The organism is Leclercia adecarboxylata (assembly GCF_035787115.1).
Classification (GTDB): domain Bacteria; phylum Pseudomonadota; class Gammaproteobacteria; order Enterobacterales; family Enterobacteriaceae; genus Enterobacter; species Enterobacter adecarboxylatus_E.
On record NZ_JALKTL010000001.1, the window covers coordinates 192,500 to 211,509 of the forward strand.

General features: G+C 51.3%; 20 protein-coding genes. 12 read left to right on the plus strand and 8 right to left on the minus strand.

The features are described 5' to 3' along the window. The first annotated feature begins 140 nt into the window (after positions 1 to 140). Entirely contained in the window at positions 141 to 818 is a 678-nt protein-coding gene (gene catA, locus MXM41_RS00955; RefSeq protein ID WP_325929349.1) for a type A chloramphenicol O-acetyltransferase, read from the plus strand. Positions 819 to 927: 109 nt separating this feature from the next. Here the strand turns inward: catA and MXM41_RS00960 are convergent, their stop codons facing one another. The 3 genes from MXM41_RS00960 to MXM41_RS00970 all read right to left on the minus strand — a co-directional run bounded on the left by MXM41_RS00960 (position 928) and on the right by MXM41_RS00970 (position 2,554). Next, entirely contained in the window at positions 928 to 1,254 is a 327-nt protein-coding gene (locus MXM41_RS00960; protein ID WP_325929350.1) for a four-helix bundle copper-binding protein, read from the minus strand. Positions 1,255 to 1,441: 187 nt separating this feature from the next. Then, entirely contained in the window at positions 1,442 to 1,681 is a 240-nt protein-coding gene (locus MXM41_RS00965; RefSeq protein ID WP_325929352.1) for a DinI family protein, read from the minus strand. Positions 1,682 to 1,765: 84 nt separating this feature from the next. Next, positions 1,766 to 2,554, minus strand: a complete 789-nt coding sequence (locus MXM41_RS00970; RefSeq protein ID WP_325929353.1) for a phosphotransferase family protein — start codon at positions 2,552 to 2,554, stop codon at positions 1,766 to 1,768. Between the two features lie 85 nt (positions 2,555 to 2,639). On the opposite strand from MXM41_RS00970, the gene MXM41_RS00975 reads away from it, so the two are divergent. After that, the gene (locus MXM41_RS00975) at positions 2,640 to 3,809 is read left to right on the plus strand and encodes a PatB family C-S lyase (protein ID WP_325929354.1); all 1,170 of its coding nucleotides are present in this window, start codon (positions 2,640 to 2,642) and stop codon (positions 3,807 to 3,809) included. 49 nt (positions 3,810 to 3,858) lie between these two features. Here the strand turns inward: MXM41_RS00975 and MXM41_RS00980 are convergent, their stop codons facing one another. Then, positions 3,859 to 6,048: a TonB-dependent siderophore receptor gene (locus MXM41_RS00980; protein WP_325929355.1), complete on the minus strand. Its 2,190-nt coding sequence runs from the start codon at positions 6,046 to 6,048 to the stop codon at positions 3,859 to 3,861. 539 nt (positions 6,049 to 6,587) lie between these two features. On the opposite strand from MXM41_RS00980, the gene MXM41_RS00985 reads away from it, so the two are divergent. Further along, positions 6,588 to 7,001: an NUDIX domain-containing protein gene (locus MXM41_RS00985; RefSeq protein ID WP_325929356.1), complete on the plus strand. Its 414-nt coding sequence runs from the start codon at positions 6,588 to 6,590 to the stop codon at positions 6,999 to 7,001. Between the two features lie 196 nt (positions 7,002 to 7,197). On the opposite strand, the gene MXM41_RS00990 is transcribed toward MXM41_RS00985, so the two are convergent. Beyond that, a complete protein-coding gene (locus MXM41_RS00990; RefSeq protein WP_325929357.1) occupies positions 7,198 to 7,935 on the minus strand; it encodes an SDR family oxidoreductase in 738 nt (245 codons plus the stop codon). A gap of 198 nt (positions 7,936 to 8,133) precedes the next feature. Continuing rightward, the gene (locus MXM41_RS00995; protein WP_325929359.1) at positions 8,134 to 9,042 is read right to left on the minus strand and encodes a LysR substrate-binding domain-containing protein; all 909 of its coding nucleotides are present in this window, start codon (positions 9,040 to 9,042) and stop codon (positions 8,134 to 8,136) included. Positions 9,043 to 9,207: 165 nt separating this feature from the next. Here MXM41_RS00995 and MXM41_RS01000 point away from each other — a divergent pair, with 165 nt between their 5' ends. Genes MXM41_RS01000 through MXM41_RS01010 form a run of 3 tightly spaced genes read left to right on the plus strand, consistent with a single transcriptional unit; the run spans position 9,208 to position 10,925 of the window. Next, entirely contained in the window at positions 9,208 to 9,741 is a 534-nt protein-coding gene (locus tag MXM41_RS01000) for a sugar ABC transporter (protein WP_325929361.1), read from the plus strand. A 4-nt stretch (positions 9,742 to 9,745) separates the two neighbouring features. After that, a complete protein-coding gene (locus MXM41_RS01005) occupies positions 9,746 to 10,072 on the plus strand; it encodes a hypothetical protein (RefSeq protein ID WP_325929362.1) in 327 nt (108 codons plus the stop codon). A gap of 13 nt (positions 10,073 to 10,085) precedes the next feature. Further along, entirely contained in the window at positions 10,086 to 10,925 is an 840-nt protein-coding gene (locus MXM41_RS01010; RefSeq protein ID WP_325929363.1) for an MBL fold metallo-hydrolase, read from the plus strand. Positions 10,926 to 11,083: 158 nt separating this feature from the next. On the opposite strand, the gene MXM41_RS01015 is transcribed toward MXM41_RS01010, so the two are convergent. After that, complete coding sequence (locus MXM41_RS01015; RefSeq protein ID WP_325929364.1) at positions 11,084 to 11,878, minus strand: helix-turn-helix transcriptional regulator; 795 nt, start codon at positions 11,876 to 11,878, stop codon at positions 11,084 to 11,086. Positions 11,879 to 11,965: 87 nt separating this feature from the next. Between MXM41_RS01015 and MXM41_RS01020 the strand changes: the two genes are divergently transcribed. Then, positions 11,966 to 13,156, plus strand: a complete 1,191-nt coding sequence (locus MXM41_RS01020) for an MFS transporter (protein WP_325929365.1) — start codon at positions 11,966 to 11,968, stop codon at positions 13,154 to 13,156. 77 nt (positions 13,157 to 13,233) lie between these two features. Here MXM41_RS01020 and MXM41_RS01025 read toward each other — a convergent pair whose 3' ends face one another. Then, positions 13,234 to 14,166 carry a LysR family transcriptional regulator gene (locus tag MXM41_RS01025; RefSeq protein ID WP_325929366.1) on the minus strand — a complete coding sequence of 311 codons (933 nt, stop codon included), beginning with the start codon at positions 14,164 to 14,166 and terminating at the stop codon, positions 13,234 to 13,236. 128 nt (positions 14,167 to 14,294) lie between these two features. Here MXM41_RS01025 and MXM41_RS01030 point away from each other — a divergent pair, with 128 nt between their 5' ends. The 5 genes from MXM41_RS01030 to MXM41_RS01050 all read left to right on the plus strand — a co-directional run bounded on the left by MXM41_RS01030 (position 14,295) and on the right by MXM41_RS01050 (position 18,619). Next, the gene (locus MXM41_RS01030; protein ID WP_325930811.1) at positions 14,295 to 15,692 is read left to right on the plus strand and encodes an amidohydrolase family protein; all 1,398 of its coding nucleotides are present in this window, start codon (positions 14,295 to 14,297) and stop codon (positions 15,690 to 15,692) included. A 14-nt stretch (positions 15,693 to 15,706) separates the two neighbouring features. Further along, the gene (locus MXM41_RS01035; protein WP_325929367.1) at positions 15,707 to 16,174 is read left to right on the plus strand and encodes a DMT family transporter; all 468 of its coding nucleotides are present in this window, start codon (positions 15,707 to 15,709) and stop codon (positions 16,172 to 16,174) included. A 57-nt stretch (positions 16,175 to 16,231) separates the two neighbouring features. Further along, positions 16,232 to 17,092: an SMP-30/gluconolactonase/LRE family protein gene (locus tag MXM41_RS01040; RefSeq protein ID WP_325929368.1), complete on the plus strand. Its 861-nt coding sequence runs from the start codon at positions 16,232 to 16,234 to the stop codon at positions 17,090 to 17,092. A 222-nt stretch (positions 17,093 to 17,314) separates the two neighbouring features. Next, a complete protein-coding gene (locus MXM41_RS01045) occupies positions 17,315 to 17,911 on the plus strand; it encodes an urea carboxylase-associated family protein (protein WP_325929369.1) in 597 nt (198 codons plus the stop codon). 93 nt (positions 17,912 to 18,004) lie between these two features. Continuing rightward, positions 18,005 to 18,619 (plus strand): LysE family translocator, encoded by a 615-nt coding sequence (locus tag MXM41_RS01050; protein ID WP_325929370.1) that lies wholly within the window; start codon positions 18,005 to 18,007, stop codon positions 18,617 to 18,619. Positions 18,620 to 19,010 lie beyond the last annotated feature (391 nt).

The following is a 19,010-nucleotide window of genomic DNA, read 5'->3' on the forward strand; positions in this document are numbered from 1 at the left end:
CGTTATTTACGCGAATAAGGGATGCACAACTTCCACCAACGCGTGCGCGGCCAAACGATTCGGGGCCCCCCAGGCTTGCTTAATTTATGAAAAAGATTAGGCTAACACCTGATATTTAATTCCTGATGAAAGGTTAAAAAATGACAAAAATAAATCCTGAATATTCAGTTGTTGACTTATCTGGTTGGCCAAGGAAGGAGCATTTTCAAGTATTTCAGTCGTTTGCTGAATGCACAATTAACCAAACTGTTCTGATAGACATTACCGCGCTGCGAAAACATATAAAAGAAGTCGGCTGGAAGTTTTACCCGACGATAATTTTCCTGCTTACTAAAGTTGTTAACAGGCATGCTGAATTCCGTATGGCCGTCAAGAACAATGAGCTTGTCGTATGGAATGAAGTTCATCCCAGCTATACTATTTTCCATAATGAAACGGAGACTTTTTCATCATTATGGAGTCCCTGTGATGACAATATTGAACGCTTCCAGAAGGTTTATTCAGAAGACGCTGCCCGCTACGGTAATAACCTTGCTTACTGGCCTAAGGGAGAGTCGCCGGAAAACATATTTTTCGTCTCCTCTATTCCCTGGGTAACTTTTACCAATTTCAATATGAACGTGGCCCACATGAAGAACTTTTTTTCTCCTATGTTCACCTTTGGGAAATACTACGCCCAGGAGGGAAAAATATTATTACCTCTCGCCGTTCAGGTACATCACTCCGTGTGCGACGGTTTCCATGTGGCAAGGATGTTCAACGAGTTTCAGGCGCTGTGTAATGACTTACCGCACCATGCAGAGGAACATAATGCCTAACTAGATTCATTTCTCCTCTGAGCTAATAAAAAGATATAGCATAGTCGGCTGAGGTATACGTTAGTGGATAAAAAACCCGCCGAAGCGGGTTTATAAATTTATGATCTTTTCAGGCAGCCATCTTTCTGCATTGTTCGGCGCAGTGATGACAAGCTCTGGAGCAATGCTGACAATGCTCATGTTCATGTTTTGCACACTCATCGCCGCACTTCTGACAAACATCAGCGCATACCTGGCAGAGTTCCCGGGCAGATTCGCTATTGAGTGTCATGAACTGAGCAGCCAGGCGACAGATATTTGCACACTGCATATCCAGCTTTATGCATTCGCGCATCATCTCCAGGTTCTCTTCTTCGAGACATGACGCCGCACAATTATCGCAGGCAGCAGCACACAGATAGCAGGATTCGATGCATTTTTTAAATTCGTCTGTCATTATCCCTCCTTAACTAAGATTACCTGTTAAGCCTGGAAGAGATAAAAGATTATGCAATATGGAATGAGTTAATAACTTTTTCAGCGTTTCACGTCGTTGATTTACAGTGCGTTCTGGTAATTACCTAACGCGTAAACGTCCGCTCCCGGCACAAAGCATACACCCAGGCGCTTTGCGGACCTGAACCTCAATCCGAAACCAGCCACATGTCGGCCTCTTCAAACATCTCCTCCAGCATGCGATTCAGCTTTTCCCGGTCGCTTTTACTGGCATCGCTATTCAGACCGTTCGCCTGCATCGGCTTAACCCTTACGTCTGCCTCCGGAAAGATCCGGTGCACACGCCGTGTTAACTCCGCCAGGATGATCTCCCTTGCACCTGCGAGCCCCTCGACATTTCGCTTGTCGTAAACCAGTTCAACGAACATAACAGAACTCCATAAATACTGTTTTAATGTACAGCATTCTCACCAGAGTGATGAGATCTGTCAAGGCTGAAGGTGAGGGCGCGTTTATAGTACTTTGATTGCGCTTTCTAACCAGCCAGGAAGATGTTCCTGGTACCATTTCTGATACAGATGAAATGCGCTTTTTTGTCGCGCATCAAGTAGCACGATGACTTCGGTAACAATCCATGCTTTGGCAATGGCTATTTCTCGCGCCAGGCCATTAACATTATGTTGGCAGGATAGCAGGCAATAGCGTTCAGCAAGGTCCATAAACGCTTGCGTTGTTCCCATCCCCTTTATAAGCGGCGCCAGGTCGATAGCAGGGCTCCCTTTGCCAAACCTTTCCCAGTCGAAAAGCACTAACTCGCCGTTGTCTCTTCTTCCCCAGTTACCCGCGTTGCTGTCGCCTGAAACCAACCCGGCGTAACCAAACAATGCATCACTATACTGCTGAAATCGCCGTAGCTGCCGTGCGCTTGTTTCAGGTAATGCCAGCAGCATCAGCGCTTTTTCAAGGGCTCTTTCTGACCATGAGTGAGTGTGGTAGCGCCATGCAGCATTGCCAGGATAACGATGCAGGCGTCCCAGCATCGTTATGGCGTCATCACTGGCGACGGCCGACTGTTCAACCGGATGAGGAATATATTCCATGCTTAACTTGCGCAGGGAGGCATCAGCAGACACGAGCTTTGGCGTCGCAATGCCTGCCTGATTAAGCGCCGTCGCAGCGGAGTGATAAAAACCGTACTCCACATCTCCAACAGGACACTTTTCAATAACGAAATGTCCGCTACTACTGACCCTTATCGCCACCTTAGCGGTGCCCATTCTGGATAAATCCCTGGCAGGCATCTCTTTTCCCTTCAGAATTCGCGGGTGGGTTGTTATGGTTTTAAAGTGTAATGCATACGGATAGTTGCGCTAACAGGAGTGAAAAATGAAACAAGAGGGCAGTCTCTTTGACACGATAATTAACAGGGCAGATTCGCCTTCTGTTAAGTGGGGAAGATATCAGCAATCCGGGATCCTTTCCTTCGGTACCGCGGATATGGATTTTACGTCTCCGCCCTGTGTACGGGATGCGCTTATTAAGAAAGCGGAGAGCGGGCTGTATGCCTACGAGTATAAAACGGATGAGTACTACCACGCGATCGCAGAGTGGTTTCGTGAACGCCACGACTGGCATATTGAGAACGAATGGCTGACCAACTGCCCCGGTATGTGGGCCATGCTCTCTCTGTGTCTGCGTGCCTTTACCAGGCCGAACGACAACGTTCTCATTCATGTGCCTCATTTTCATCCTGCCGTCAGCGTGATTCTGGGGGCTGAGCGTAACGTCGTTACCCAGGCTCTGACGTATGACGGGGAGCAATATCATTTCGATCCCGTGAGTTTCGAAGAAATTATTGTCAGAAAAAAGGTCAGATTGTTTTTTCTGGTCAATCCACATAACCCCACCGGGCTGTTATTTACCCGGGAGACGCTGTCTCTCATCGCGGATATCTGCGAAAGACAGGGGGTGCTGGTTGTGTCTGATGAGATCAACAGCTACATCACCTACGATGACGCTGCCTTTGTGCCCTACGGCAGCGTATCTCCCCGCAGCAGCCTCAACTCAGTGACCTTAACCTCGCCTTCAAAAGCGTTTAATCTTCAGGGGCTGACCTATGCCATCGGCATAATTCCGGACAAGGAAAAGTGGGCGCAGCTGGAGAGGGTGCGCGTCAGTATGGACTTTGATTTTGCCACCAATATTTTCAGCGTTGCCGCCACCACGGCTGCCTACCAGCAAGGCGCGGCGTGGCTCGCACAACTGAACCGCTATCTGCAGTGCAATCTGGATTATATGGACGCGTATTTAAAGGCCAACCTGCCGCAGGTTACCCTTATCAGGCCTGGCGGCGGTTATATCGCCTGGCTGGATTTCCGGGCTTTTGGGTTCACGCCTGACGAGCTCAGAGAGATTATCCTCAACAAGGCCAGGATTGGGCTGACATGGGGAGAAACGTTTGGCCAGGAAGGCGAGGGCTTTGAGCGGTTTAACTTTGCCTGTCCGCGAGCGATGCTGCATCAGGGACTTGAGCAATTGAAAGCGGCGTTTTCCTGAGGATCGCACTGCTAAAAACTGCCGCCCGCGTAGCAGGCGGCAGCGACTGTCAGAACAGGACCGAGTAGTTCAGGCCGAAGGTACGGCCTCGGCCTTTGTAGGTATACAGGTTTTCAGCACCGTAGGTTGGACTGTACAGACCCGGTGCGCGCTGTCCCCATGTGGTGGTGTAGTCTTCATCCAGCAGGTTTTCTACGCTGAAGCTCAGCTTGCCCACAGGCAGAAGATAGCTCCCCAGGAAATCAACGGTGTTATAGCCATCAATCTTCTTGCCGGCTTCATCAGACAGATCGAACGTCTGCGTACTCTGCACGCGCAACGTCCAGTCGCCCGGCGCCCAGGTGACCCATGCGCTCATTTTGGACGGGCTGGCGCTGTCTACCGTCAGCTTTTCCCACTTCCCGTCGACGCGTGTTTCCGATTTGATGACGTTGAAGTTTGTGCCGGTGCTCCACTCGCTGTCGGTGAAGAAATAGTCGATCTGGCCTTCAACCCCGTAGATGCGACGCTCGTCATCTTCGACGTTGATGGTCATGTCGCTTTTGTTGATGTTGATGGTTTTGTCAGAGAGCGAGTAGTAACCGGCAACCTGCGTGCGCAAATTATCCCCGGTGTAGCGCCAGCCCAGCTCGTAGGCATCAACCTTAATCCCGTCGAGTTTGGAGTCGTTCACGTTCACGCTGTTAACCAGGCGATAATGGCCGTTCACCAGCTGATAGGTGCCGGAACCGTAATACTTCGCCAGATCCGGGATCTCAAAGCCCTGGGAGAAGTTAAACCACAGCTGCTGGCGTTCGGTCAGATGGCCCAGAATACCGGCGTTAAACAGCAGGTTATTGTAATCGGTTTTCCCGCCCGGTACCGCGTCTGCCGAGGTGGCTCTGCCCGTGGCGATCGCCTGTTGTTGGGCATACCCCACAAAATCATCGACCTTGTTTTCCGTGTACTGGTAACGCACGCCGCCGCTCAGCGTAATCGCGGAGAAGTCGTAGCTGCTCTGCAGGAACGGGGCGAGGTTGGTAATGCTGTAGCTCGGGTAGCGTCCCACGTTATAGGCGTTATCCAGCTTCATGCCACCGCTGGCCGCGGCCTTGTTGAGGTCGAAAAATTGCTGGTTGGCGTCAAAGGTTTCATGCTCGGCGTCCACACCCCATGTCAGCGTCAACGCATCCAGCGGCTTGCTGTTGATGGTGAGCTTGCCGCCGTAGAAATCGGTTTTCTGCTGTGACGCGCCGATGCTGGTCACCCGACCGCCCGAAAGCGTAGGGAAGGGGTAATACGTCAGGCTTTCATCACGGTAGTAAATTTGCGCGAGCAGATCCTGGCCCCAGAAATCGGTATTGGAATACTGCAGGTTGATCAGGTGACGCTCGGTGCCGGGAATACGGTCGGCGTCGAGATTATTTTTGTTATAGGCATTGCCGTCACCCGTCACCGCAGAGAAGTTCTCGCCAAGATAGAGGCCGTGCTTACCGTCGGATTGGCTCTTGTAATACTGGGTGGTGAGCTGCAGCTGCTGATGATCGTCGATGTTCAGCGTGCCGGTGCCCATCACGTCCAGACGGTCAGAGTATTGCAGGCCGGTCTGGGTGTTATCGATGATCACCTCGTCGCCGTTGCCGTCATACCAGCCGCCAAAGCGCTGATACGCCACTGACAGGCGGCCCGAGGCGTTGTCGTTACCGCCGCTGACCGCCGCCGCGATGTTCTCATCATTGTCGTTATGGCTGTTAAAGCCGGTTTTCAGGCCGCTCTGGAACTCAACTTCCGTTTCCGGCTGGCCCTTTTTGGTGACGATATTGATTAAGCCGCCGGTACTGCCCCCGCCGTAGAGAGAGGTGGCGCCGGAGATGACCTCAATGCGGGAAATATTAAACGGATCGATAGAATCCAGCTGGCGGCTGTCGCTGCGCGAGGAGTTTAAACGTACGCCGTCGACCATGACCATCATGGAACGACCGCGCATGTTCATACCGTAGTTGGTACGTCCCTGGCTGCTGACGTCCATACCGGGGATCAGCTGCGCCAGCACCTCTTTAAGCTCTTTTCCGCCCTGAACCTGCTGTTCAATTTCAGCCTGATCAACAACCCAGGTGGTCTGTGCCATGTCGGTAATGCTGTGATTAGTACGGCTGGCGGCAACCACCAGCGTGTCATCCTTTTGAGTTTCAGCAGAGGCATTAGAGGCTAATGTTAAAAATAAACAAGAGCTTAGCGCGCGATAGCAATGCGATTTCATTATTATAATCATCCTGAATTTTCGGGGTGTCGGTGGCGTTAATGCCCCGTACCGCAAGAACATCACCCTCTGAGGTGATAGTGATTATCAAGATGATATGAATAATCATTACAAAGTAAACAGGTAGTGTTAAAAAATGTTTCTGCAATGACATGATAACCATAGGGTTTTTTGGTGTTCAGCTATGAGAAAAAAGCGAGCCGTGAAAGAATGCGTCAGTAAAGGGAAGGGAGGGCGTTATGCTCCTGAGACGGGACATCAGGCGGACGATCGTTGTGTCGGCACCCTTTTGGCCACCTCCCTGATCAGGGGGGGAACCTGTCCTCGCGTCAGAAGAGAGCCGAATGTTACCATGGGCCTCGCTTGATTCTCGCCAATGCGGCAGCTTTTCGTGTATTAACAAGTAGTGAAAGCAGGCCCGCAGCAGACAGGTTACGGGTGTGAGTCCCGAGCGGGATAAACCTTGTACGTTTTTGAACATGAGTCACTTTTACAATCCCCGCCTGTTTCCAGGCGGGCAATTCAGAACGGAAATTGCTATGCCTGAACTAAACACAATTCGCATTGCTGCAGCGGTCATGATGGATGAAAAAGGGCGCTTACTCCTGGTCAGGAAAAGAGGCACCGCATTTTTTATGCAGCCCGGCGGAAAGATTGAACCGGGAGAAGACGCTCAGTCAGCGCTGATTCGCGAGCTCAGAGAAGAGCTGAATATTGAACTCACGCCTGAGGAATTGATACCGCTTGGCGAATTTACAGATATAGCCGCCAATGAGCCCGGTCATCAGCTTCATGCCTGTATGTTCAGAACAGAACACCGCATTCAGGACGTTCAACCCGCCGCTGAAATTGAGGAAATCCTCTGGTTATCCCCTTCGGATATCGCCTCTGAACAACTGGCGCCGCTAACGGCAAACAAAATTGTCCCTCGCGTATGGCCATCGGCACTGTAGAAATCCTTCGCCTGGTCGTTTAGCCCTCTCCATTATCTGGAGAGGGATGTTCTGCACCTGTGAAGCCTGAGCGTTATCATGAAGCGCTTAGCCGGTTTTAACCGCCGTTGCCTCTGTCCGGTTTTACTCCGGGCAGGTCTGGTATACAGAAAAAACACGGATCCGGGCACCAGTGACATCGTCGCGCAATTCAGCTTCATCCCCCCAGTTTTTCGCGAGTTGGACCGTCAAAGTAGATGCTACTGATATGGCAACTACGTGGTTGAGCCAGCACAAAGCGAATTGTTTCCCAGACCGAGCGCCCATTCATCAGACGTTCCCCCATTTTGGGTTGGCTATCGACAAACGTATCTAATCCTGTCAGTTCAAAATCCGGGGGATACAGCCCCGTCACGCGTATATTTTCTGCAGACAACTGGTGTGACAGTTTAGTTGTAAACCCGCTAAGCCCGTGTTTGCTGGCAAAAAAAGCGGGGTGCGCAATTGAATCTGTAAAATTCGGAATTCCGCATGAAGATATAATTGAGACGATATCCGCACTTTCTGAACGTCTTAACCCGGGCAGTAATGCCTGAGTCAGTAGAATCGAACCTGTCAGTCCTGAACTGATGGTATTAATGATTTCTGCGTCTGGTTGATCGTCTAAGGTTCCTGACAGCCACTGAGCAGCATTGAGAATTAAAATATCTATGGGCTTGTATGAAGTTAATAACAGTGAGGAGAACTGAGAAAGGGATTCAGGCTGGGTCAAATCACAGATATATCCTTTTGCCATTCCGCCTTCAGCCGTGATGATACTGCAAGTTTTTTGAATATCGTCAGCACGCCTCGCGCAAAAATCCACCTCGACGCCTTCTCGCGCCAACCACACGCTCAGCGCCTGACCAAACCCCGCACCGCCTCCGGTAATCACTGCTCTTTTACCTCTCAGCATCTTCATCCATCCTTTCTTAATGACTCAGTGTGGCTGTAGATATACATGAGGAGACAGACTGGCATCTTTCAGTTAGTGCCATTTTACATGAGAGGGAAGTGCAATCTGTTTAATAGCATGTCAGGGACAGGCAGCGTCCGCTTCTGGCGCAAGAGGCACAACTGCGAGGTCCGCTGTGAGCGAAGAGCGGACGTAACGTCATCGTTCGGCATTAAGGCTGGCGAGCGTATTCATTTTAGCAAGCAACCAGCGTTCAAAACTTTCCAGCGCAGCCTCATTAATTCCCGTTTCCGTCGATTTTATTAAACAGAATTTTTTGCTCAGGCAGTCTGAGGCTGGCCAGGGCGAAACAAGCATGCCACAACTCAATTCATTCTCGACATACATACGTGGAACCAATGCTACGCCTTGTCCCGCGATGACTGCAGCAATGGCCATTTCATGAAGATCGTACCGCACACCCTGAGCCGGATTATCGAGGCGTATTCCATTTTCCCGGGCATAGTGATGCCATGCATCTGGATTCTGTCGACGGTGAATCCGCGGAAGTTCGTTTAGCTGTTTATTGACGTCATTATTTGTTAACAATGCCGGATGGCACACGGGCACCAGATTTTCCTGAAACAGAAATTGCATACGCATGCCTGCCCATGCGGAATGTTCAAAATGAATCACAGCGTCAAAGCCACTTCCGGGCAAAATGAAAGGATCGGTTCTGGCAGCAATATTTAACGTTATGTCCGGGTACAAAGATTTAAAGCCGTTCAGGCGGGGAATAAGCCACCGACTGGAAAAGGTTGGCAGGACGGCGATATCCAGACTTTTACTGCCCTCAGTCATCCCCATTATGTACTGAGTATCTCTTTCGAGCCGATCGAGCGTTTCACGCACGTGATGTGCATAGCGTGCGCCGACAGGGTTAAGCTTTACTCGGCTTCCCATACGGTCAAACAGTTTACAGTTCAGCAACGCTTCGAGACGCGCAATCTGACGGCTAATCGCCCCTTCTGTTAACGATAACTCCTCTGCGGCCCTGGCAAAATTACCGTGCCTTGCGGCGGCATCAAAAGCCTGCATGGACGCACTACTAGGTATTTTTCTGCGCATAAAACCTGTTCCTTGCTCTGTGCCTGTAACGTGCTTTCAATGACTTAATGTCACTAAACCGTGACATATTATCGTTTTTAAGCGACCTAAACAGTCTATAGCATGATGAAAAATCATTGAGAAAATGTATTTATTTGCATTTATAACTCATTTAGAGGTGGGCTTATGTTCTATACCGTGGAATGCTCGTATAACGATCCTGAAACTGAGGCAGAATGGAATGCCTTTTACAGCCAGCAAAAATTACCCGCATTGATATCTGTTGCTGGCTTCACTACATCTCAACGCTTTCGCGCCGTCAAATCTGGATGCCCTGTTTACCTTGCCATTCATACGATTAATGATGCGGATATTCTCAGCAGTGAGGATTACCGTTTAAAAGGAGGCGGTAATTTCTCTCGTTGGCAGGTCTGCATTACTGACTGGCATCGTAATCTCTATGAAAGTGAAGGCCTTGCTCCAGCCATCTCTTCCGATGGAATTCTGCTATTGAGCGCAAAGGCAATAGACTTTTTAGAGACAGAGATGGGATATCGGGGTCTGGAAATGAATGCGGTGGGGCTGGATAAATCCCCTGACTATCGCGTTGCATATGCCTTGCCTGTTGAGATGGCCTCGCTGTTTATAGATATGTCTGGTGTATATCTCTACGAGCCACTGACCCTGCAGTTGCGGAGTGCTGAAAAAGGGAAGCCATAACATCATGCCTAATCTGACTTTTTATATTTCTGAAAATTACTCTGACAAGTTTAAAAAACTTGGTGATTTTACCCATAAATGCAGCGCCCTATGCTGTGAGATCCTCGACGCAGAACCCAAAAACGTTCATATCATTTTTGTCGATGTAAAGCCGGGATGCGGGCAACCGGTCTATGCCGAACTCTTTTATCGCCTGACAACATTGCGAACCCATGAAGTGATGGAGAACTTTATGCGTGAACTGGATTTTGCTACTCAACAGGCCTCTGGTCTGATGCCCCGTATTCGCTGTTTTGGCTCCCCAGCAGAACACCTATTCGCCCGCAACTAACTTCGAGGTAACGATGAGCCATTCCCTTCCGTTCCGTCAGATTGGCGATTTTGAGATAACTGCGCTGAGTGACGGTAATATGTCAGCGAGTCTGGATTTACTGTCAGGCATCGAAAAAGCTGATGCGGACGTTATTCAATACAGTGCCGGAATCGATGAGTCCGGCGATATTCATATAAACTGTTACCTTATCCGCGGTCTGGGTCGAATAATTTTGGTTGACGCTGGCACAGGCCCGCTGAACAACATGGCGGGACAACTCAACGCAAACCTTGCCGCAGCGGGTGTTAACCCTGACGACGTCGATACCGTTTTACTAACGCACTGCCATCCGGATCATATTGGAGGCCTGCTGGATGCTGAGAAACAGCCGGTTTTTAAACACGCTGAAATTATTCTTCATCCTCTCGAAGCACAACACTGGCAGGATGATGAAAAACTCAACATAGCGAATGAGCGCGGGCAACGTAATTTTTGGCTGGTCCGCCAAACGTTAAATGCTTACGCCCGGAAGGTGCGTTTTTTTAACGGCGATAAAATAGCAGAAGGCATTCTGCCGGTATGGCTACCGGGTCATACACCCGGGCATACCGGTTTTCGCATCGATGCAGATGATAACTGCTTATTAATATGGGGAGACGTTGTCCATTATCCTCATATTCAGTCAGCGCAACCGGCTGTTTCTATCTTATTCGACACCGATCCTGCTCTGGCCGAGGAAACAAGAAAGAAAATTATGGAAAAAGCTGTCAGCGAAAAACTGATCATTGCTGGCATGCACTTAAGTCAGGTTGGGTTTGCCAGCGTTCTCAGGGAGGGCAGTGGATACCGCATTTCCTACTCTGAAAAATGATGGGTAGAACTGACGGGTTGTTATTGATTAGCACCGCTCAAGGTCATCAACGTCCGCTCCTGGCACAGAGCGGACTAGCTCACCAGGTTCAAGGTCAGCTATGAGCGAAAAGCGGACCCTGGCGTTCTTTATAAAAATCCGGTTTGTGTTGTTTTGCATTAGTTTAGAGACGAAAAATATTGCGTCGGTGATTTACCCAGTGCTTTTCTGAACATCGTAATAAACGCGCTGACCGAATCATATCCCAGCATTCCGGCGACGCGCTGTACGGACTGACCTTCTGCCAGATGGCTCAGGGCTATCATCAAATGCAGTTGCTGACGCCAGCGACCAAAGCTCATTCCTGTTGCCTCTTTTATCCGTCTGGCCAGAGATCGCTCGCTGATGGCCAGATGAGCAGCCCACTGCTTTAACGTTCGCCGGTCATCAGGCTCATTAAAAAGTGCCTCAGCCATTTTCCGGATTTTAGGATGATCCGATACGGGAAGATGGAGCGCTTTAACCGGCACATCCGGAATATGTTCCAGCAGCACTACTGCGAGCCTGGCTGTTTTACTGTCAGGAGAATAAACCTGTCCCTGCTCTGCAAGATACAGAACAAGCTCGCGGACCAGAGGCGTAATCGCCAGGGTACAGCAGATTTCCGGCATCACCGCCGCGCCGGGTTCGATAAACAGAAAGCAGGTATCTGCATTCTTCGTAATCCGGCAACTATGAGGGATTTCACCCGGAACCCAGACTGCATGTCCCGGTGGAACAAGCCACAGCGCATCCTCAACCTCACAGCTCACTGCACCGCGCAAAGAGAGAATAAGTTGTCCCTTGCGATGAGTGTGCGGACTCTGCCCGGCATACTCGCCTGACGATGATACATGCAGGGCAATAGCAGCCTGACTGAAAGCATCGGCGTTAAACTCCTCCGGCGAGGTCACGGTTTTTTTATTAACTGGCATGATTTAGCTATATGTTGTCAGGTTATCTATATTCTGTAACTCATGCTTTCTTTAAAGTCTTTCTTTTTTCCAGAGAAAGCAAAATTTATGTCCCACACGACGAACAAGTGGTCTTCAGTCATACTTGTGACCGGCACCCTTTTTATCGCCATTAACCTGCGTGTTCCTTTTACCGCTATCGCACCCGTTTTAGAGTCTATTCGCCATGATTTTGGGCTAAGTATCACAGCCGTTGGGTTGCTTAACTCGCTACCTTTACTGGCCTTTGCCGCCTTTTCTCCCCTGAGCGCATCCATCTCCCGCAAGTACGGCCTGGAACGCACCCTTTTTGGTGCTCTGGCCGTGATTTCTGCAGGCATCCTGCTTCGCTCCACAGGCAGCGTCTGGGCGCTTTATGGCGGAACCATATTAATAGGTATCGGGATTGCCCTGGGCAATGTCCTTCTGCCAGGTCTTATCAAACGTGACTTTTCCGGCAACGTGGCTTCCATGACGGGGGCGTATTCCATCACCATGGGTGCCGCGGGTGCCATTGGTTCAGCCATTGTCATTCCTCTGACGCAGAGCTGGGGCTGGAACATCGCGTTAGCCATGCTGGTTATAGCACCGTTCCTTGCGCTGCTTTTATGGTTGCCCCAGTTAACGAACAAGCATCAGCTGCCAGCAGCGGGTGAGAAACAAGCGGCGTCCGTCGCGGTCTGGCGCTCGCCTCTGGCATGGCAGGTCACCCTGTTTATGGGCCTGAATGCGATGCCGTTTTATGTTGCGGTGGGCTGGCTTCCAGCCATTCTTACGGACAGTGGACTCTCCTCAGCTCAGGCTGGCGAGGTACACGGCATCCTTCAGCTGACCACCGCCATTCCCGGCCTGATTCTGGCGGCCACGCTGCGTCTTCTCAACGATCAGAAATTAGCTGCTGCTGGCGTCAGCCTGTTAACCGCAGTGTCCTTTATCGGCATCCTGTATCTGCCGGGTATGGCGATGCTGTGGGCCGCGCTTCTCGGCTTCGGCTCAGGTGCCAGCATGATGCTGGGTCTGACATTCATCGGGCTGCGTACTAAAAACGCGGGTGATGCTGCCGCCTTGTCAGGCATGGCGCAGAGTGTCGGTTATCTGATGGCAGCGATGGGTCCGCTGTTGCTGGGCAAAGTACAGGAGTTGTCCGGAGGCTGGACGGTGCCATTACTGATGACCGCAGCAATCGCAGTCGCAGGCGCCTGCACCGGAATGGCTGCCGGACGAAACGCTCACCTGGAACCTGCACTGCAGCCGGGCTGAATTCACAGACACAGCAGGGGAACGTTCGGTTCCTCTGCTGAGGGGGTTATTAATTGTCGTACTGAAGAGCCGTCCTCTTACCGGAGCCGTCTTTTACCGGAAAGACCTTTCTCACCTGCGCCTTCGTTGAAAAGTCCGGAGATCCAGTCAGCAAAAGCACGCACGGCGGGAGAGAGAAAACGCTGATGCGGATAGAGCATCGTTACCGGCACGGAGGGGGGCTGCCAGTCTGCCAGAACCTCGATCAGTTTGCCTTGCTGCAGATTCTCCGAAATCACATTCTCAGCGAGCTGCGCCAGCCCAAAACCTTCAAGACACAATCTGATGTAGAGTCCCGTTTCGTTAACGGCTGCATCCCCCTCAACCGGAACAGAGAAGGCCTCAGTGCCTCGTGTAAAACGCAGTTCACTAGTGCGTCTTCCAGAACCGGAAAAGTAATGAATCGCCCGATGTTGTGACAACGCTTCAGGCGTCTCAGGGACACCGAACTTCCTGAGATAGTCCGGCGAGGCGCAGGTCACCCAGCGAAACCGGCCAAGCGGACGGGCAACCAGTGTGGAGTCCGTTAATTCACCGGTTCGTATGACGCAATCCACCCCTTCCTGCACAAGATCGACCTGCCGATCGCTCACACCAATCATCAGGTAAATATCCGGATAAAGCCGGTAAAAGTCTTTCAGGTGGGGCATGACGATGAAATGGGCGATCCCACCAGGCATATCAACCCGCAGCCGCCCCTGAGGGCGTCTGAGGGAATCAGTCAGGCTGGATTCACTATGCTCAATCAGCGACAGGATCTCTCGGCACTGCGCCAGATACTGCAAGCCTTCAGGAGTAAGGCTGACCCGTCTTGTCGTGCGGTTCAGCAGGCGCACCTGCAGGTATTTCTCCAGGTTTTTAATCGTGCTGGTAACGGTGGAAGAAGGCAGTGAAAGTGTTTCTGCCGCGCGAACAAAACTCCCGGCTTCAGCAACCCGCGTGAAAACCTGCATAGCCTGAATACGATCCATCGTTCTGCTCCGGGTAAAAGTGAGTCTGATTGTTCGAGAATTATGAATTATGAAAACACTTTACGCATCTTTTTCAGGCTAATGGTGTGGCGTATCGTTTCCCCATTGATCAGGAAAGAGGCAAGTTTATGGCCGGTTACATCAGAAATATTGTTAACAATCAAAATGTCACTTCACAGGCTACGTTGGTTCGTGGCGCGACGATACTGAGCATGGACGAGAACGTCGGTAACATTGAGCGCGGTGATATTCTCATCAACGGCTCAACAATTACCGCCGTGGGCCAGAATCTTGATGTGCCGGGTGCGCATGTCATTGATGCCACCAACATGATTGCCATGCCGGGAATGGTCGATTCTCATCGTCACGCATGGGAAGGACAGCTGCGCCGCATTAACCCAAATGCCACCTGCCTGGACGACTACAGCAATGCCACGCACTTCTCGTTCGCTAAATATTACCGTCCTGCCGATATCTATGTCGGCAACCTGCTGACGGCGCTGGGCGCTGTTGATGCGGGCATCACCACAATGATTGATAACTCGCACAACAGCCGAACTGCAGCGCATGCCGATGCCGCCGTCGAGGCCCTGCTTGATACCGGTATTCGCGCCATTCATGCCTCCGGTGCACCGGTAGCCGGCGAATGGGATAAAGCGCACTGGCCAGGAAACTGGCAGCGTCTGCAGGAGAAGTATTTCACCGACAACCCTGAAAGCCTGGTCACTCTCGCCGTCATGGCCCAGCTGGAGCCAGAGTTGTGGGCCGAGGCCCGCAGGCTGGGGCTGTCGATTGTCACGGAGTTCTTTGGCGCTGAGATGGGGGCTGAACTTGAGTCGCTGCATCAGCAGGGGCTTCTGGGGCCGGACAATATTTTCAATCACTGCACGGCGCTGCCTGACCGGGGATGGGAAATTCTGCGGGAAGCGGGTGTGCGGGTAAACGTCTGCCCACGCTCGGATTCGCACTATGGCATCGAAAGCGGGATGTTTGCCATTGAGGCCGCACAGCGTCATGGCATCAAGCCTGGCCTGAGCGTGGACAATGAAACGTCGTACAGCACCGATATGTTTATGGAGATGCGCGTCGCCTTTTACCTGCAGCGGGTAATGGGCATGCATCAGCAGCAGTGCTGCGATGCTGAACAAACGCTGAAAACGCTTCCGGCGGCGCAACTCCTTAAAGCCGCGACTCTTGATGGTGCGGCCTGTGCAGGGCTGCAGGACAAAGTGGGCAGCCTGACGCCAGGCAAGCAGGCTGACCTGGTGCTGATTAACGCCAGTGATCTCAACCTGTACCCGTCCGGAAATGCCTTTGGCACGGTGGTACATGCCGCCGAGCGCAGCAACATCGATACCGTCATGATCGGCGGGCGCATCGTTAAACAGAACGGTAAGGTGCTGGGCGTAGACAGCGCGCGACTGCGTGCGGCGATTGATGAGTCGCGTGAGCACCTGTTTGCCGCCTCTGGCTACCAGCCTGACATTTTTGCTGACGCCTTCCTGCCGCTGGAGCAGGCAGACTGACCGGGATGAAAAGCATGATTTATTACGTAATCGCGTTTGCCGCAGGTCTGGGGATCACCCTGCAGACAACCCTGAACAGCCAGCTGGCAAGGGGACTGGAAGGTGATCCGGTCACTGCGGCGCTGTTTTCCTTCACGGCGGGCGCGTTCAGTCTGGGGATTTACGCACTGCTCAGGGGCGGGCTAATGACATCGCTGGCGGCGATCCCGTCACAACCTCTCTGGAGTCTTGCGGGCGGCCTGATAGGGGCATGTGCCCTGTTCAGCTATGTCGTGCTGGCGCCGAAAATCGGATTTTCAGCTCTGCTCGGGCTGGCGATTGTCGGACAGTTACTTTCCTCGCAGATGATTGACCATTTTGGCTTGCTGGGCGCTGTGCAGCGCCCGGTTTCGTTAGTCAGGCTGGGGGGAATGGTTGTCATGCTGCTCGGACTTGCTGTCATGCTTTTCGGCGATCGGCTCTCTGCACGTTTTCTGCACTAACTGCGTTATCCACTTTTGCCATCGTGCAGTACGATCTTTTATATCCGGAGGATTAACATGTTTTCAATTGCAGCTGAGGTCAGGAATACGCTGGGAGAGTGCCCACTGTGGTGTGAAAGAACCCACAGGCTCTACTGGACTGACATTGAAGCCAGTGAACTTCTCGTCATAGAAGAAGGTAATGATGTTGTGATGCGCTGGTCGCTGCCTGAACGTCTTGGCTCCTTTGCCCTGACTGAACAGGATCACATTCTGCTGATGGGATTCGCGTCAAGGCTGGCTTTCTATGATCTCAACAGCGGATTAATTACCCCAGTGGCTGCTTCACCGGGAGACACCGGCACCCGCATAGGTGATGGACGGTGTGACCGTGCCGGTAATTTTGTCTTCGGGACGATGGATGACGGTTATCCCGTTAAAGTCATCGGTAAGTTTCATCGACTCAATGCGGCAACGCTGACTGTTGAGACGCTTGCATTGCCCGATGTCACTATACCGAACAGCATCTGTTTCAGCCCCGATGGTGGCACGCTCTATTACTGTGACTCGATGCAGGGTCGGATAATGTGCTGCGATTACCCCTCGCTGCAAAACCAGCGCGTGTTCACCAAAATCGAAGGCGGCGGCGCGCCTGATGGTTCCTGCATTGATGCGCAGGGCTATCTGTGGAACGCAGAATGGGGCGGCAGTCGGGTTGTCCGATACAGTCCGGGGGGAGAAATACACAGCATTCTTTCTGCTCCAGCCCTCCAGACAACCTGCCCGAAGCTTGGTGGTTCGTCACTCAACACACTTTATTGTACCAGTGCCCGGGTAGGTCTCGCAGAGCCAACCGCTTATGACGGTGCGCTTTTCAGCATTCGGTCACCTTTTTTTACCGGATTACCAGAAAGCCGTTTTGCAGCGCACAAAATATAACCTTTGGCATTTGATCAGATTCAGGCTGAGAGAAACCGTCCGCTTCTGGCACACAGCGGACCGCCTGCAGTGTTGCGAGGACTGCTATGAGCAGGAGCGGACATCTTGAAGGCAAATTCAATTTTTTGCCAGGCTGGTTTTTATCCCAACTAACCATTCGTTAGGCATGCCACATCAGTTTTGTTAACCTTTAAAACTTATAACCAGAATGGATTTTAGGAAATGAGTGAGCAGTTAAAGATTGATATTCCAGCACAGGAAGGCCGGGGCTTTTGGGTTACTAAAGGTCAAACGTTCCGTGTTATTGATCCAGAAGGTCAGCAGGTTGCTGACTTGTGGGCGATTTCCGTTGATGCTGGAGAAAAAGACTGGATCAGCACATCACAGACACGGGACATAACTGAGCGATTATTTCCCGCCACCGGGGAATCTTTTTATAGCGAGAAAGGCAGGCCCCTCCTCACCTTTATACAGGATAATTCACCGTGCCCGCATGATATGCTTTTCCCGGCGTGTAACCCAGGCCTTTACGAACGTGCAGGCCTGCTCGATCATCCCAACTGTCGCGACAACATGCTTTCAGCTCTCCTGAAGGTGGACATCTCACTTCCTGTTGTCCCGGACCCGGTTAATTTCTTCCAGCGTTCAGAACCGCAGGCAGACGGTAAGCTTGAGGTACTGGCTTCTGACAATCCCCCTGGAGGGAATGTAATATTGCTGGCAGAAACGGATCTGTATGTCGTGGTTACAGCCTGTTCTGTTGACTTCCATCCGACCAACGGGGGCCATTGCACTGGTATCCAGATTATTGTCGGTTGAGCTCCAGACAGTTCATTACAGAGCATTTACCTGCTTTAATATTATGCAGCCAGGGTGTAAATATCCTTAAAGGCGCAATCAGTGAGGTCAACAGTGGAATTAATTCCTTATTTTCTGTTTGCCGGTGCTCTCTTTTTAAATGCAGGAGTACCTGGCCCCAGCATCGCAGCCCTTGTTTCCAGGGTGATTACGAATGGCTGGCGCAATGTAATACCTTTTATCGCTGCAATGTGGATAGGTGAGGTTATCTGGCTCTCTATGGCTATGGCTGGCCTTACAACCCTCGCACAAACATTCCAGACAGGCTTTTATATTCTGAAATGGGTCAGCATCGTATATCTCTGCTGGCTTGCGTTTAAAATGTGGCGTAAGCCCGTAAATGAAAAAGCAGACGAACTACCGCAACGGACATCTTCATGGTCAATGTTTAGCGCTGGCATGGCATTAACTTTGGGCAACCCTAAGATCATGGTTTTCTACCTTGCGCTTCTTCCATCATTTATCGATTTGCCAAAAGCAGGTGTAAGTGAATGGGCAATTCTGGCAAGCATTACACTGGCTACATTAGCGGCAATCGATCTTACCTGGACTTTCATGGCACACAGGGCCCGAGTTTTATTACGTACTCCTAAAGCTGTGAAAATGGCTAACCGTCTTGGCGCGGTTGCTATGGGCGGTGCCGCTGCGGTTATTGCAGCGCGTAACTAATATCCTAAAAAATCTGCTGGCCATTGGCTGGCAGATTTCTGAAGCCGGAACGTCCGCTTCTGGCACAGAGCGGACCATTACTGAGTTCAGACCCTGCACCGGATCGTTTGACTGAGCAGATTTTGCTGGAAGCCTGCCGCATAGTGCTTTACGGCTCAGGCGCTCTCCTGCAGAGAGGATTTCAAGGGTAGGCTGACCCAGCGTTTACTGCTGAGAGGGCAGCGAGGCACGGGCAATATAACCCACCGCGGCGGAAGTGGTTTGTTGGTTGAACGCAGTCTGATGATATAGGGTTTAAAATAAGTTCAGCGTTATTCCTTTAGGAAATAATAAATGGAGAAAAAATATTAATACCAGAGCTATATTATTTGTAATAAGCAGGAGTGAGGGT

What these genes read in the sequence shown, in the direction of transcription:
- catA (WP_325929349.1), top strand. Translation starts at nt 141, where the DNA reads ATGACAAAAATAAATCCTGAATATTCAGTTGTTGACTTATCTGGTTGG.
- MXM41_RS00960 (WP_325929350.1), bottom strand. Translation starts at nt 1,254, where the DNA reads ATGACAGACGAATTTAAAAAATGCATCGAATCCTGCTATCTGTGTGCT.
- MXM41_RS00965 (WP_325929352.1), bottom strand. Translation starts at nt 1,681, where the DNA reads ATGTTCGTTGAACTGGTTTACGACAAGCGAAATGTCGAGGGGCTCGCA.
- MXM41_RS00970 (WP_325929353.1), bottom strand. Translation starts at nt 2,554, where the DNA reads ATGCCTGCCAGGGATTTATCCAGAATGGGCACCGCTAAGGTGGCGATA.
- MXM41_RS00975 (WP_325929354.1), top strand. Translation starts at nt 2,640, where the DNA reads ATGAAACAAGAGGGCAGTCTCTTTGACACGATAATTAACAGGGCAGAT.
- MXM41_RS00980 (WP_325929355.1), bottom strand. Translation starts at nt 6,048, where the DNA reads ATGAAATCGCATTGCTATCGCGCGCTAAGCTCTTGTTTATTTTTAACA.
- MXM41_RS00985 (WP_325929356.1), top strand. Translation starts at nt 6,588, where the DNA reads ATGCCTGAACTAAACACAATTCGCATTGCTGCAGCGGTCATGATGGAT.
- MXM41_RS00990 (WP_325929357.1), bottom strand. Translation starts at nt 7,935, where the DNA reads ATGCTGAGAGGTAAAAGAGCAGTGATTACCGGAGGCGGTGCGGGGTTT.
- MXM41_RS00995 (WP_325929359.1), bottom strand. Translation starts at nt 9,042, where the DNA reads ATGCGCAGAAAAATACCTAGTAGTGCGTCCATGCAGGCTTTTGATGCC.
- MXM41_RS01000 (WP_325929361.1), top strand. Translation starts at nt 9,208, where the DNA reads ATGTTCTATACCGTGGAATGCTCGTATAACGATCCTGAAACTGAGGCA.
- MXM41_RS01005 (WP_325929362.1), top strand. Translation starts at nt 9,746, where the DNA reads ATGCCTAATCTGACTTTTTATATTTCTGAAAATTACTCTGACAAGTTT.
- MXM41_RS01010 (WP_325929363.1), top strand. Translation starts at nt 10,086, where the DNA reads ATGAGCCATTCCCTTCCGTTCCGTCAGATTGGCGATTTTGAGATAACT.
- MXM41_RS01015 (WP_325929364.1), bottom strand. Translation starts at nt 11,878, where the DNA reads ATGCCAGTTAATAAAAAAACCGTGACCTCGCCGGAGGAGTTTAACGCC.
- MXM41_RS01020 (WP_325929365.1), top strand. Translation starts at nt 11,966, where the DNA reads ATGTCCCACACGACGAACAAGTGGTCTTCAGTCATACTTGTGACCGGC.
- MXM41_RS01025 (WP_325929366.1), bottom strand. Translation starts at nt 14,166, where the DNA reads ATGGATCGTATTCAGGCTATGCAGGTTTTCACGCGGGTTGCTGAAGCC.
- MXM41_RS01030 (WP_325930811.1), top strand. Translation starts at nt 14,295, where the DNA reads ATGGCCGGTTACATCAGAAATATTGTTAACAATCAAAATGTCACTTCA.
- MXM41_RS01035 (WP_325929367.1), top strand. Translation starts at nt 15,707, where the DNA reads ATGATTTATTACGTAATCGCGTTTGCCGCAGGTCTGGGGATCACCCTG.
- MXM41_RS01040 (WP_325929368.1), top strand. Translation starts at nt 16,232, where the DNA reads ATGTTTTCAATTGCAGCTGAGGTCAGGAATACGCTGGGAGAGTGCCCA.
- MXM41_RS01045 (WP_325929369.1), top strand. Translation starts at nt 17,315, where the DNA reads ATGAGTGAGCAGTTAAAGATTGATATTCCAGCACAGGAAGGCCGGGGC.